General features: G+C 57.7%; 12 protein-coding genes and 1 tRNA gene. 5 read left to right on the top strand and 8 right to left on the bottom strand.

All coding sequences use genetic code 11. From position 1 onward, the window contains the following. Positions 1-4: 4 nt before the first annotated feature. On the bottom strand, positions 5-1168 hold the full coding sequence (locus tag DC3_RS10285) for a GGDEF domain-containing protein (protein ID WP_146884279.1): 1164 nt from the start codon (positions 1166-1168) through the stop codon (positions 5-7). Positions 1169-1258: 90 nt separating this feature from the next. Next, positions 1259-1756, bottom strand: a complete 498-nt coding sequence (locus DC3_RS10280; RefSeq protein WP_146884278.1) for a diguanylate cyclase domain-containing protein — start codon at positions 1754-1756, stop codon at positions 1259-1261. 445 nt (positions 1757-2201) lie between these two features. Here DC3_RS10280 and mqnC point away from each other — a divergent pair, with 445 nt between their 5' ends. Next, on the top strand, positions 2202-3323 hold the full coding sequence (mqnC, locus tag DC3_RS10275) for a cyclic dehypoxanthinyl futalosine synthase (protein ID WP_146884277.1): 1122 nt from the start codon (positions 2202-2204) through the stop codon (positions 3321-3323). 110 nt (positions 3324-3433) lie between these two features. Continuing rightward, a complete protein-coding gene (locus DC3_RS10270; RefSeq protein WP_146884276.1) occupies positions 3434-4183 on the top strand; it encodes a DUF2971 domain-containing protein in 750 nt (249 codons plus the stop codon). A gap of 178 nt (positions 4184-4361) precedes the next feature. On the opposite strand, the gene DC3_RS10265 is transcribed toward DC3_RS10270, so the two are convergent. Next, positions 4362-6542, bottom strand: coding sequence for a CHASE2 domain-containing protein (locus DC3_RS10265; RefSeq protein WP_146884275.1), 2181 nt, complete (start codon positions 6540-6542; stop codon positions 4362-4364). A gap of 128 nt (positions 6543-6670) precedes the next feature. Between DC3_RS10265 and dusA the strand changes: the two genes are divergently transcribed. Together dusA and DC3_RS10255 are read left to right on the top strand one after the other, a co-directional pair. Next, entirely contained in the window at positions 6671-7702 is a 1032-nt protein-coding gene (gene dusA, locus DC3_RS10260) for a tRNA dihydrouridine(20/20a) synthase DusA (RefSeq protein ID WP_186815951.1), read from the top strand. A gap of 230 nt (positions 7703-7932) precedes the next feature. Further along, positions 7933-8841 (top strand): DMT family transporter, encoded by a 909-nt coding sequence (locus DC3_RS10255; protein ID WP_146884274.1) that lies wholly within the window; start codon positions 7933-7935, stop codon positions 8839-8841. On the opposite strand, the gene DC3_RS10250 is transcribed toward DC3_RS10255, so the two are convergent. Together DC3_RS10250 and DC3_RS10245 are read right to left on the bottom strand one after the other, a co-directional pair. Continuing rightward, a complete protein-coding gene (locus tag DC3_RS10250) occupies positions 8842-9516 on the bottom strand; it encodes an HAD family hydrolase (protein WP_146884273.1) in 675 nt (224 codons plus the stop codon). Between the two features lie 330 nt (positions 9517-9846). Next, positions 9847-10440 (bottom strand): LysE/ArgO family amino acid transporter, encoded by a 594-nt coding sequence (locus DC3_RS10245; RefSeq protein WP_146884272.1) that lies wholly within the window; start codon positions 10438-10440, stop codon positions 9847-9849. Positions 10441-10532: 92 nt separating this feature from the next. On the opposite strand from DC3_RS10245, the gene DC3_RS10240 reads away from it, so the two are divergent. Then, positions 10533-10967, top strand: a complete 435-nt coding sequence (locus DC3_RS10240; RefSeq protein WP_146884271.1) for an Lrp/AsnC family transcriptional regulator — start codon at positions 10533-10535, stop codon at positions 10965-10967. Positions 10968-11231: 264 nt separating this feature from the next. Here the strand turns inward: DC3_RS10240 and DC3_RS10235 are convergent. From DC3_RS10235 to DC3_RS10225, 3 genes are all read right to left on the bottom strand, one after another. Beyond that, positions 11232-11305, bottom strand: a tRNA-Gln gene (locus DC3_RS10235). A gap of 277 nt (positions 11306-11582) precedes the next feature. Further along, positions 11583-12332: an acetylglutamate kinase gene (gene argB, locus DC3_RS10230; RefSeq protein WP_146884430.1), complete on the bottom strand. Its 750-nt coding sequence runs from the start codon at positions 12330-12332 to the stop codon at positions 11583-11585. Between the two features lie 3 nt (positions 12333-12335). Further along, positions 12336-12809, bottom strand: coding sequence for a GNAT family N-acetyltransferase (locus tag DC3_RS10225; protein WP_246130623.1), 474 nt, complete (start codon positions 12807-12809; stop codon positions 12336-12338). Positions 12810-12818: the final 9 nt, after the last annotated feature.

Here is a 12818-nt window from a genome sequence, read left to right as displayed (position 1 = left end):
GGGGTCAGGCCTCAGGCTGTACGGTCCAGGTCCCTCCGGTGTATTGCAGTTTTCCCTGAGCGAGCATGGATTTCAGGTGCTGTTCGGCCCGACCTGGAAAGCCTTCAGTGCTCTCATGAAGAAGCTCGATGAAAGAAAGGGGAGCGTCCCAGTGGAAGACATCCCTGACCCAGCGGTGCAGCCCCTGCACTGTGAAAGGGGGCAAGGAAATGACCTGGGACAGCGAAACTGCAGGTGCTGCATCTGGTTCTCCCACGGCAATGATGCCCAGGGCCCTGGAGTTGTCGTGCTCTGTGAGCACCTGCCCGAGCACCTGTGGAGGCACCGCCACAGCAGCATCGTAAAGCACCAGCAGACCGGTTTTTGCAGCATGTTCCACTTCGTCCAGCAGACCCTGCAGCACCTGGGTCTCGGCAAGGGTCTGGGTGCCTTCAGGGGTTCCTGAATACATCAGGGGCAGAACCAGATAATTCTGTTGCTGGGCCAGCATGGCGGCCTTTCTCAGAAAAAAGGTGCGTCCAGATCCGGGTTCACTGTCCAGGAGCAGCACGCCCTGACGGTGCTCTGGGAGGGCACCCAGGAACGCTTCGAGGGCACTGAACTGCTCCTCTCGTTCCACGGGCTTCATCTGGGTGTTGAAATAGATTCTGGGGCTCTCCCCCTGCTCATGGGTGACAAACTGCCCGGTGCCCCTGCTGCGGGCCTCCTGCTGCCGCTTCTGGGCCACCAGAAGCAGGGTCAGGGTGTCGTCCCCATCTTCAGGATAGGAGGCCACCCCCATGCTGATGGACACAGGCCCCTGCGCAAACCGCTCCAGAATGCGCTGGCACACCACCATGGCCTGTTCACGGGTGGTGGAGGGCAGGACCAGCACGAATTCATCCCCACCAGAACGGAACAGCAAATCCGAGGAGCGAATCGACTGGTACGTCCACTGTGTGGCATCCCTGAGCACCTGGTCTCCTGCTTCGGGACCCTGCTCCAAGTTGTAATCCCGAAAACCATCCAGATCGAAATGGCACACCACCAGTGGGCTGATTTCCCGCTCAGCACGGGCCAGTTCCTCGGTAAGACGCGGTTCCAGCAGGCCACGGGTGTAACTTCCGGTGAGGGGGTCCCGGATCAGGAGTTCATCGGGGGTGGATGTGGGGTCAGGCTGATGTTCCATGTTTCACTCCATCGTTCCAGTGCGCAGCATTTGAATGCAGTTTAAAAGAACCTCTGTCACTGTGGGCTGACAGCCCGCTCAACATGGGCCTCAGCTGCCTGTGGAGACACAGGTGTCTGGACCTGCCTGCACGGCAGCATCCTTGCGGGCATAGAGCAGGTCCAGCAGTTTCTCGTGGTCCAGCAGGTCTTCAGGATGGGTTGCCAGCCCCACATGCAGCGAAACCTCAGCAGGCAGTTGTCCCCGCAGATTCTGCAGCAGGCGTTCACAGGTCATCTGACCATCCGATTTGATGGTGGCAGGCAGCATCAACAGAAACTCGGCATCACTGAAGCGAAAAATCACATCCGAAACCCTGAGGGTCTGCCGGACCAGCGCAAGCACCTCCCGCACCTGATCGCCAGAGAGCCCTCCTTCAGCACGAACTTCAAGCAGGCACAGGGTCAGGGCACTGAGCTCCCGGGTGGCCCGGGCGGCCTCCTCAGCGAGGCGTGGAGCAAAAAGCTCCCGGCTGTAGGCCCCACTGTCCGGGTCACGGATCAGGGCACCCTGGGGGGCGGAATTCATGGGCTGGGAATCATCCATCATGGATCACATCCTTAGTTCAGGCTTTATGTGGGTACGGGTCCCGATGCACAGCAGACAGGCACATCAGACGAAAAACGAGATGATCCCAGTGTATATAAAATGTCGTTCCCGCGCTTCAGGGATTTGCGCAGAAGCAGGGTCAGCGCAAAGTCGCTGGGAGGCGATGTCCCCGCAGCAAGCCGTCAGCCGTCAGCTTTCAGCCGTCAGCACCAACACACAGGATTGTTTACTTCAGCCGGATCAAACAGATGTTTGACCCTCTGGTACAGCTCAAACCTTTCCCTGGCCTGCTGCAAACGCAGCAATAAATCTTTTGCTGATGGCTTCTTGAGCAAAACAGCACCCAGGATGGGGCTTGCTCGCTGACGGCTGAAAGCTGACGGCTCCTTCCCAACAGGTCATTCCTCCCCAATTTCTCAGGCCCAGCGGTGTTAGAGTGAGGGTGATGGATGTCCTGGAAAAAGCCCTGAACGGAGAACGCCTCTCCCATGCCGAGATCGTCTCCCTGTACCACCTGCCGCTCGGTGATGTTGCCGCAGTGGCCCATGAATTGCGGCTCAGACGTTCCGACCCTCATACCGTGACCTTTCTGATTGACCGCAACATCAACTACACCAACGTGTGCAATGTGGCCTGCAACTTCTGTGCCTTCTACCGCACCCGCAAGCAGTCCGATGCCTACACCCTCGATTACGAGCACATCTCCCAGAAAATCCGGGAGCTTGAAGCCGTGGGAGGCACCCGCATCCTGATGCAAGGGGGCGTGAACCCCGAGTTGCCCTTTGAGTACTACACCGGGCTCCTCAGGCACATCAAGGCCAACCACCCCACCATCCGCATTGAAGCTTTCAGTCCGGAAGAGATTCTGGGATTCGAGAAGTTCTTTGGGATGGACGCAGATGAGATTCTGGACCGCCTGATCGAGGCTGGCCTGGACGGTCTGCCCGGGGCAGGCGGAGAGATTCTGGAAGATGACGTGCGGGCCAAAGCCGCCCCTGCCCGGATTCGCACCTTCGACTGGCTGCGGATTCTGGACATCGCCCAGAAAAAAGGCCTCTACACCATCTCCACCATGGTGATTGGTTTTGGCGAGACTTTGGAGCAGCGTGCCAGCCACCTGATCAAAATCCGGGACCAGCAGGACAAAGCCCTGCACGATTACCAGAATGGCTTTGCGGGCTTTGCGATGTGGACCCTGCAGACCGAGAACACGAGGCTCGCCGGAAAAGCCCCCGGAGCCACGGCCTACGAGTACCTGCAGAACCTCGCCGTGAGCCGCATTGCCCTGGACAACCAGCCCAACATCCAGGCCTCCTGGCCTGCCCAGGGCTTCAAGGTGGCCCAGACCGCCCTGTTCTACGGGGCCAACGATGTCGGGTCCACCATGCTGGAAGAGAACGTGGTTTCTGCTGCAGGGGGCCACAGCCGCCACAACGCCACCGTGCGGGAACTGATCCGCATCATCGACGATGCAGGTTTCCAACCTGCCCAGCGCAACAGCTTCTTCCAGGTCATCAAACCCATCGACGCAAAAGCTTTCCTGACAGCCCAGACCTCACCTGCCTGAGCACAGCTGCCCTTCAACCTCCTCAGAAATGGGGAGGTTTTTTTGATGAAGCGTCAAGATTTGAGACTTTCATGCTTTCTGACGGTGAAGCCGCTCACTAAAGTGAACCCATGCCTCTGAAATGCAGTGAAGTCCCGGACGACGCCCTGATCTGGCGTTACATGGACCTGGCCAGCTTCCTCTTCTTGCTCCAGAGGTCCCAGCTGGCCCTGAGAAGGGTGGACACCTTCGAGGACCACTTTGAGGGGCACCTCCCCAGAGCCATGGAGCTGAAGGTCAAAGACAACGAACCGCGCCACAAACAACGGGAAACCCAGCGTGCCCTGCACTACATGCGGCAGCACACCCACGTGGTCTGCTGGAACATCTCCGATCAGGAATGCTACGCCATGTGGAAAATCTATGGCCGCGAGCAGAACAGCGTCTGCATCAACACCACCGTAAGCCGCCTCAAAAAAGCCATCCGGCCCATTGAGCAGCCCATGGAGCTTGTCAAAATCCACTACATCGACATGACCTCCAGCAACATCGAATCCGAAGTGAAGGTCAACAACGTCAACTTCAAGGACATCAGCTTCCAGTACGAAAACGAAGTGAGGTTGCTTGCCCACTGCATCGACCAGCAGGAACTGAAATCCTACTCTGCACAGGCAGAAAACCACATCGAGGATTTCGACACCCCGATTTTCCAGTCCTTTGATGTGAACCTCGATGACCTGATTCAGGAGATCTACGTGAACCCCAACGCAGGCGAGCACCTTCCAGAGATCATTTTTGACCTGTGCAAGACCTACCACGGGGACATCCAGCTTCAGGACCGCATTCAGCCTTCCAGGTTTCTGTGGGAGCCAGAATTCTAAAGCGATCAGCCATCAGCAGTCAGCGGTCAGCATCCAGTGAAAGCGGTGGCTTTTGCAGAGAAGAGGTCAGTTTCTGATTGAATGATGTTTTGCTGCTGTACCTGCCAGGGTTGATGTCATATGCGATTGTTTTTCTTGCAGTCTTGCTGATGGCTGACTGCTGACTGCTGATGACTCTTTACACCAGTTCCGGCACCAGCACCGTTTCCTTCAAGGGCAGGTGAATGGTGAAGGTGGACCCCATTCCGAGTTCGCTGTCCACCCAGATTTCACCCCCGTGGGCTTTGATCAGTTCCTTGACGGTGTGGAGGCCCAGACCCGTGCCTTTGACTTCCTGAATGGCCGGGTTGCTGCTGCGGAAGAAACGTCCAAAAAGGCGCTGCTGGTCTTCAGGGGAGAGGCCCACCCCGTGGTCCTGCACGCTCAGGAGCACCTCTTCGTCTTGCATCCTCAGTTGCACAGTCACTTCACTGAAAGGACTGGAGTACTTCACGGCGTTGGAGAGCAGGTTGAGAAGGGCGCGGGTCATGGCCCGGTCATCAATTTCCACGAAGACGGTGCGGGGCAAATCCAGTTGCAACACCATGTGTTTCTCGGTGAACATGGGTGCAGCCACCGCGGCAGCACGGCGAATCAGGGCGGCAAGGTCCACCTCGCGCATGTCCAGAATGGCGGCCCTGGAACGGGAGACCATCAGGAAGTCGTCGATCAGGTCGGCAATGCGGCGTGCCTCCGAGAGCATGATGCCCAGAATTTCCTTCTGTTCGGGGGTGGCGTCTGCCTCCATGAACTGGGCGAAACCCATGATGCTGGTGAGTGGGCTGCGGAAATCGTGCACGATGGCTGCGGCCTGCTGGTCGTGCTGTTCGAGCAGGTGGGTGAAGTGGTTGGTGGGGGTGACCGACCCGACCAGTCCTCCTGTGCCCAGAGGCCGCAGGGTGATCAGGCCGTTTTCGCTGAGGGCCTCGTAACTGCTCTCGCCGGAGAGGACCCGGTCAATGCCTTCTGCGAGGTCTGGAACATCAAAGTGTTCCTTGAGGTCCTGCAACTCTGGGTCCTCACCCAGCAGGCGCAGGGAAGATGGGTTTTGCAGGGTGATCTTGCCATCCGCGCCTGCCAGGAACATCGGTGCGTCCACATTGTCCAGCAGCACCTGCAACCGCTGGCGTTCCTGGGCCAGTTTCTCTTCAATTTCCCTGAGCAGCTCCAGGCGTTTCAGGGGGTTGCCCAGAAAAGGACGGTCTCCATTGAACTGGGCACTGAGGCGTTTAAGTTGTGCATTGATGCCCTGCTGCACGTCTGCGAAGGCAAAGACCAGCCTGAGCAGCAGGCCTCCGACCACGGCCAGGAGCAGTGCAGTGGTGGGCAGGATCAGGCCCTCCTGAAAAAGCATGCCCTGGGCGAAAATCAGGAAGGCAGTCAGCACCACCACCACCCGACCCCGCACCTGGGTGCAGGCGATCAGGAGCAGGATCAGGGCAGAGAGCACCGCAAGGGTCATGGGATGGGGAGAGGTGAACCCTCCCTGCAGCAGGGTGTGCACTGCGGTGGCCTGGGCTTCCACCCCTGCAATGGGCAGGGGGTTTCCCAGCCAGCCCTGGCTGAAGGGACTCAGCACCTGATCGCGTTCCAGGCCGCCTGCAGTCACCCCGATCAGCACAATGCGGTTTTGCACGTCCCCGTAACGGAAGTTTCCAGCAATCACATCTGAAAAAGAGAGCCGCAAGAACCCCTGTCCGGGAGGTGCGTTGTAAGAAAGGTACTGGGGAACTTCAGAAGGGCGGACTGCCGTTCCAGAGGCTTCAACCAGCTGGGCCGCAAAACCAGGATAAGTCCGCCCATCGGAGGCGAAGGTGTAGCGGGTCTGGAAGGTGCGTGCAATGTTGCCCGAAGAGGTGTTCAGCAGGATGGCCCCATAATTTGCATTCTTCAGGTCGGGGTGTCTGGGCACCCGCTGCCCGAAGATCTCGGCATCTGCCAGGACCACATTGGGTTTTTTCAGTGCGGCAATGAACTCACGGTCCTGAGGGGAACGCTCTGGAAAAAGCACATCCAGTCCGATGGCAGTTGCCCCGGCCTCCTGCAGGTGGTCCAGGGCCTGCACGTAGAGGCGGCGGTCCCAGCTGCTGATTCGCCCGTATTCTGAAAGGGTTTTTTCATCAATGGTGACCAGCACCACAGGACTGCTGGAATAGCCGGGAAGCAGCCGGGTCCACAGGTCCCAGAAGCTGTCATCAGTGCTCTTGAACAGCTGAAAAGCCTGCATGACCATCAACAGGAGGGCAAGAGGCAGGGTGCGCCACAAATAAGTGGAAGGCTGCATAAATGCATGAATTCGCGCCCACACCGCTGTTCTCATATGGGTTTATTGTGTCATATGCACGCTTGCAGAATTATGACGGCCTATCATGCGAAACAGGGAAGAGGTGTTGTACCATCGATAAGATGGGGTGATTGTTCCCCCTGCCTCTCCCAGAAAGCATCCACATGTCTGAAATGAAGCTCAACAGACGCCTGAGCGTCGCCCCAATGATGGACTGGACAGACCGCCACGACCGGTATTTCCTGCGCCTGATCAGCCAGCACACCCTGATGTACACCGAGATGGTCACCACCGGGGCCATCCTGTTCGGGGACCAGGACCGCCATCTGGCTTTTCATCCAGAAGAACACCCCATTGCCGTGCAACTTGGGGGAAGCAATCCAGAAGACCTCGCAAAAAGTGCCGCCATCTGCAAGCAGTACGGTTACGACGAGATCAACCTCAATGTGGGCTGCCCCAGTGACCGCGTGCAGAATGGTTTTTTCGGGGCCTGCCTGATGGCAAAACCAGAACTGGTCCGCGACTGCGTGCAGGCCATGCGTGAGGCCGTTTCCATCCCTGTGACGGTCAAGCACCGCATTGGCATTGATGATCTGGACAGCTATGAACTGCTCATCCGCTTCATTGAGACGGTCCGTGAAGGCGGTTGCACCTCTTTCACTGTGCATGCCCGCAAAGCCTGGCTGTCCGGTCTGAGCCCGAAAGAAAACCGTGAGATTCCGCCGCTTCGATACGATGTGGTCTACCAGCTCAAAAAAGACTTCCCGGATCTGGAGGTCATCATCAACGGTGGAATTCTGGACCTGCAGCAGGCGAAATCCCACCTGGAGCATGTGGATGGGGTCATGATTGGCCGGGCAGCCTACCAGAACCCCTACATCCTGGCTCTGGCAGACCAGCTTCTTTTTGGTTCAACAGCCCTGCCAAAAACCAGACGCGAAATTCTGCTTGAACTCATGGACTACGCTGCTGAACAGCTTGAACAGGGCGTGTACATCAGCAGAATCACCCGTCACATTCTGGGCCTGTTTCAGGGCAAACCGGGAGCCAGGGCCTTCAAACGGCACATCAGCGAACAGGCCTACAAACCTGGCGCCGGACTGGAAGTGCTGCAGGACGCCATGCATCTGGTCCCGGATTTTGTGCTGGATGAGCGGCCAGTGCTGGAGGGTGTTGAGGTTTCTTCAGAGGGTTGAGGGAGCCGAGAGCAGTCAAAGCAGAGGCCATTTGGGTTGCAGCTGAGCACTTCTGCTTTTGTTTTTAATGCCCAGGCTTCTTGATGTTGACAACTTGCTTTCTGGGCCACCAGAGCAACTCAAGAACCTGCGCCTATCCATCCGTGGCCTTTTGCCTTCAGCCCTTTGTGTCTTTTGCTCTCGGCCCTCGGCGGGCGCAGCCCATCTTTTCCAGTTAGAATCACAACACCATGACTTCCCGCCTGCAACTTCCCCTGGTGCTGACTGTTGGTGTGCTTGCTGTTTCCTGCGCTGCAGTGCTGATCCGTTTCGCCTCCAATGCCCACCCTGAGCACACGCCGCTTTTCAGTCTGGTGATTGCTGCAGGTCGTCTGACCCTGGCTTCCCTGGTTTTGCTGCCCTTCACCCTGAGGGGCCTGGCGAAGCACCGTCTGTCTGGCCGGGCGTGGGGTTTCACGGTGGCTTCCGGGGTGCTGCTGGCCCTGCACTTCATGACCTGGATCACCTCGCTGAGTTACACCAGCATTGCGTCCAGCACGGCCCTTGCCACCACCACACCGGTATGGGTGGCTTTGATTGCCTGGATCTTCCTGAAAAATCCGCCCACCCTGCAAACGGTGATTGGCATTGTGGTGGCCCTGGGAGGAGGGGCTCTGGTGGCTTTCGGTCAGGAAACCACAGCAACGGCTCCAGATCCGTTGTTCGGGAACCTGCTGGCTCTGGTGGGGGCCATGTGTGCTGGGGGGTATTTCATGCTGGGACGGCAGGCGCAGCACCTCGGGGTGCCCACCCAGCTTTATGCTGGACTGGCGTATGGGGCTGCAGCAGTGACCCTGCTTCCCATGCCCCTGATTTTTGGGGTGGGGTATCAGGCTCCCCTGGAAGCCTACTTCTGGATTGCCCTGCTGGCCCTGATCCCGCAATTGATCGGGCACACCAGTTTCAACTGGGCCATGAAGCAGATGAATCCCACCCTGGTGAGCTTGCTGATTTTGCTGGAACCGGTGGGGTCCAGTGTGCTGGCCATTTTGTTTTTCAGGGAGTTCCCGACCCTGCAGGTGGTCATGGGCGGAGTCGTGCTGCTGCTCGGGGTGGCGGTGGCCAGTTTTCCCGGCAGAACAAAAGCCCAGCCTGCCTGATCAGATTTTCAGGGGCTGCCTTCTGGACAGCACCCGGATGAGTTCAGGGACAGAGCCCAGCATCCAGTCGGGCTGCACTTCGCTGATCTCCCACAGGCGACCGTGGTGCACCCACGCTGTTTTCATGCCCACCTGGGCTGCCCCCGTGATGTCTTCCAGAGGGTCATCGCCAACAAAAGCACACTGGCGGGCCTCCACACCCAGACGCTTCAGAGCACGCTGGAAAATCTCTGGGTCGGGCTTGCGCAACTGTTCTTTTTCAGAGATCAGGATCACATCGATGTACTCTGCCAGCCTTGAAAAGGCGATCTTGGCCCTCTGGCTGAAATGGGTCCCGTTGGTGATCAGGCCCAGTTTCAGACCCATCGAGCGCAACTCCAGCAACGTGGTGTAGGTGCCCGGGTACAGGACCGGGGTTTGCCAGGCGTAACGTGCGAAGTCCTCGCGGAGCACCTCTGCATCCCGCTGGGGGAGAAATTTCTGTTGCAGGATTTCAAACAACTGTGCATGTGGGGGGTCTCCTGCCTGATTCCATTGATAAAACAAATCCATATAGGCGCTTTTCAATGCTTCTGGAATGCCCATCCGCACCAGATGGCCAGACAAAAACTGCTCGACCGTGCTGTGCTGGTCCAGCAGGGTGCCATCCAGATTAAATACAACTGCTTTGATCATTTACAGCATTGTGACAGATTCCGTGCTGCATGGGTTCATGTGGTGTAATCAAGCCCAACAAAAAACTCCCCCGGAGGGGAGCGGGCCGGAAAAACGGTTGTTTGCACCTCCTTCAGAAATTTGTTTTTCCGGAGATGCATTCAGTTTAGTGCTGCACCTCAAAAGCCACATGCGTCTTTTGGAGGAGCGACCTTTAAGCCACCCGGCGTAGACCCTGAAACGCTGCACAGCTGTTGATGTTCGCAAAAGGAGTGCAGTGCTTTTTGCTGAGCAAGCACCCGGTGTGAAGCGACTCAAAAAGCTTTTCCCTCTCGCACCTCGAACAGAATTTCAAGAGAGCAACCCAGCAGCCGAAGACAATCCCACGGCTGCGAATCCAAGCAGCATCACCCCTGAGATCTTGCGGGTGATGTGGAGGTGTGCGGGTTTCATCCGGTGGCTGAGCAGGTGCCCGAGGGTTGCCAGAATCAGCCACCACAGGGCAGAGCCCAGGAAACATCCGAGCACAAAAAGCAGGGCTGTGCTGCTTTTCCCGGTGAGTCCCTGCGCTGTGAGAACCGCTGCAAAAGACAGAAGGGTGGAGGGGTTGCTGAGGGTCAGAAGCAGGGTGCTGAAATAAGCCCCTTGCAGCCGCAGGTTTTCTCTGGGCAGGGGAGAAGACCAGGTGGTTGCGGCCAGGTAAACCAGAAACAGGGAACCCACCACCTTCAGAGGAAGCTCCCACTGGGAAACAAAGCTTCCCAGCAAACTGCCCCCATAAGCCACCAGAGCACCATACAGGGCATCGGCAGTCGCGGCCCCCAGACCCGAGAGAAACCCCACCCAGAATCCCTGGCTCAGGGTGCGGGTGAAGCACAGGGTTCCAATCGCACCCACGGGCATGGCAATGGCAAATCCCACCAGCAGACCGGAAAACAAGACCATGCCTCCAGTGTGCAGAAAAAGCCTGTTTCGCAACAGAAACAATCCAAGGCAGAAAGCCTGATTTCTCTTTGATCTGAAGTTAAAATGACCCCATGACCTTGCTCGATGAAACCAATGGGCGCATTCTGACCCTGCTGCAACAGAATGCCCGCCTGACCCATGCCCAGATCGCCCGGGAAGTGGGCCTCACCGCCCCGAGTGTCGCTGAGCGGATTCGCAAACTGGAAGATGCAGGCATCATCGAACGGTACACCGCCACCCTCAACCCGCAGAAACTCGGGTACACCCTCAAGGCCTTCATTCACCTGACCTGTCCGGCATCCAGGTACCGGGCCGTGCAGGAGTGGGCGCAGAACAAGAAGGAGGTGCGTGAGGTCTACCACGTGCTGGGTCAGGTCTCCCTGATGCTGGACGTGCAGGCCCGTTCCATCGAGGACCTCGAAAAACTGGTGCAGGAACTCAGCACCTTCGGAACCACCGAGACCACCCTGGTGTTTTCCACCCTGATGCACCAGAACATGTGGTGAAAGAGCCATCAGCCATCAGCTTTCAGCCGTCAGAAAAAGGTCGTGGAGGGAAAGCCAATGCTGGGAAGTTTGAGTTGGAATGCCCAGTCAGAGATCTGGTCATCAAAAAATAGCCGCAGCTTGCTCAAGGCTGCGGTTCTTAAGGAGGAAGGTCAAGTGCTGTACGCCCCTTCAGTGTAGAAGGTGCAGGACATTCTGCCCTCTGTGGTCTGGCTTAAGCCGCTTGGCGTACAAAGAAAAACCAGCCTTTTCAGGCTGGTGTGTTGGCTGGGGTACATGGATTCGAACCATGACCGACGGTTCCAAAGACCGTTGTCCTGCCGTTAGACGATACCCCAGTACAGAAGAGTGCCCACAGGACGCGTAGAAGTATATCGTGAGTTTCCAGATCCGTCAAGCCCCTGGGTTTCACCATGCAGTGCCATTGCAAGGTCTGGGCAGGACGGCGCAAATTGCCGAGGGCTGAGAGCCGAGGGCAGGTCAGAAAGGCTCTGACTTTTGCTTCAAGGTGGATGGATGTGCTGCAGCGCATCCATCGTAAGCTGCAACAGCATGATTGGCTTGCTTCTGGACAATCTCACTGCCATGTAGCACGATGCTCTCGGCTCCTACATGTCAGGGAACAATCCGCGTCCCTCTGGCCCCACCGACCATCTCCCTGAGCACCCCGGACCGCATGCCAGAACCGATGGTGGCACTGGGTGCACCTTTGTCCAGAGCGTGCAAAGCGGCTTCCACTTTGGGAATCATGCCCCCTGCAATCCAGCCGTCCTGAATGCCCTTTTCGATGTCGGCGCGGGTGAGTTGCGGGGCAAGGCTTTCAGGGTCGGGGTAGTTGGTGTATACGCCGTCGACATCGGTCAGGTACAGGATGGGGGCGTTCAGGGCACCGGCCACCGCACCTGCGGCCCAGTCTGCATTCACATTCAGGGCATCCCCATTTTCATCGGTGCCCACGCATGCAATCACCGGGGTGATGCCAATGCCAGCCAGCTTGTGCAGCAGTTCGGTGTTGACGGTGTGAATCAGGCCCACCCGCCCGAGGTCCTCTGCAACGGTGTTCCCGACGAGGAGTTTCATGTCCCGCCCGCTCAGGCCGATGGCGTTTCCAAGGTCCTGGGCGAGTTCCTTGGAGAGCCGGGTCAGGGCCTGCTCGGTGACATCCATGACCTCCGGGGTGGTGACCCTGAGGCCCCGTTTGAATTCACTGGGGATGTTGCGGGCTTTGAGGTTCTGTTCAATGACCGGACCGCCCCCGTGTACGATCACCACATCTTCTTGCCCTCTGAGCGATGCAATTTCTGCGGTGATGGCCCTGCGCAGTTCGAGGGATTTCATGGCGTTTCCGCCGTACTTGATGACAATCATTTAAGCCGTGACCTCCAGCGGTTTGGCGTACCATTCCATGATCGGGCGGGCGTCGATGGCAAAAGAATAGCCGAGGTTTTCCCAGAAGCGCACGGCCTGGGGGTTCTGGCCATACACGCTTGCCAGGATGCGTTTCACCCGGTTGGTGTTTTTGAGCTGGGCTTCCAGGGTCCGCACGGCGGCACGCCCGTAACCTTTGCTCTGGTTGCGTTCGGTGAGCAGCAGCAGGTTGATGGTGACATCTCCTGCCTGCGGGTAATCCATTTTGTAATCCAGGTAACCCAGTTCTTCTTCGCCATTGCATAAAAAGACAAGGGTTCTTCTGGGGTCCAGGGTCGCCAGATACACTTCACGCTCGACCTCGGTGAGGTTGGGGATGTGGGTTCCGATCAGACCAAAGTAATGCGGAGAAGCCAGATACAGTTGATGGACACGCTCTGCGTCCTGGGGAGTGACTTCTCTAAATGTCAGCACATGGACCTC

Origin of the sequence: Deinococcus cellulosilyticus NBRC 106333 = KACC 11606, assembly GCF_007990775.1 — a bacterium.
GTDB lineage: Bacteria > Deinococcota > Deinococci > Deinococcales > Deinococcaceae > Deinococcus_C > Deinococcus_C cellulosilyticus.
Note: the sequence above shows the minus strand (reverse complement) of the source record. Positions and strands in the feature narration are given on the sequence as shown.

What these genes read in the sequence shown, in the direction of transcription:
- DC3_RS10285 (WP_146884279.1), bottom strand. Translation starts at nt 1,168, where the DNA reads ATGGAACATCAGCCTGACCCCACATCCACCCCCGATGAACTCCTGATC.
- DC3_RS10280 (WP_146884278.1), bottom strand. Translation starts at nt 1,756, where the DNA reads ATGATGGATGATTCCCAGCCCATGAATTCCGCCCCCCAGGGTGCCCTG.
- mqnC (WP_146884277.1), top strand. Translation starts at nt 2,202, where the DNA reads ATGGATGTCCTGGAAAAAGCCCTGAACGGAGAACGCCTCTCCCATGCC.
- DC3_RS10270 (WP_146884276.1), top strand. Translation starts at nt 3,434, where the DNA reads ATGCCTCTGAAATGCAGTGAAGTCCCGGACGACGCCCTGATCTGGCGT.
- DC3_RS10265 (WP_146884275.1), bottom strand. Translation starts at nt 6,542, where the DNA reads ATGAGAACAGCGGTGTGGGCGCGAATTCATGCATTTATGCAGCCTTCC.
- dusA (WP_186815951.1), top strand. Translation starts at nt 6,671, where the DNA reads ATGTCTGAAATGAAGCTCAACAGACGCCTGAGCGTCGCCCCAATGATG.
- DC3_RS10255 (WP_146884274.1), top strand. Translation starts at nt 7,933, where the DNA reads ATGACTTCCCGCCTGCAACTTCCCCTGGTGCTGACTGTTGGTGTGCTT.
- DC3_RS10250 (WP_146884273.1), bottom strand. Translation starts at nt 9,516, where the DNA reads ATGATCAAAGCAGTTGTATTTAATCTGGATGGCACCCTGCTGGACCAG.
- DC3_RS10245 (WP_146884272.1), bottom strand. Translation starts at nt 10,440, where the DNA reads ATGGTCTTGTTTTCCGGTCTGCTGGTGGGATTTGCCATTGCCATGCCC.
- DC3_RS10240 (WP_146884271.1), top strand. Translation starts at nt 10,533, where the DNA reads ATGACCTTGCTCGATGAAACCAATGGGCGCATTCTGACCCTGCTGCAA.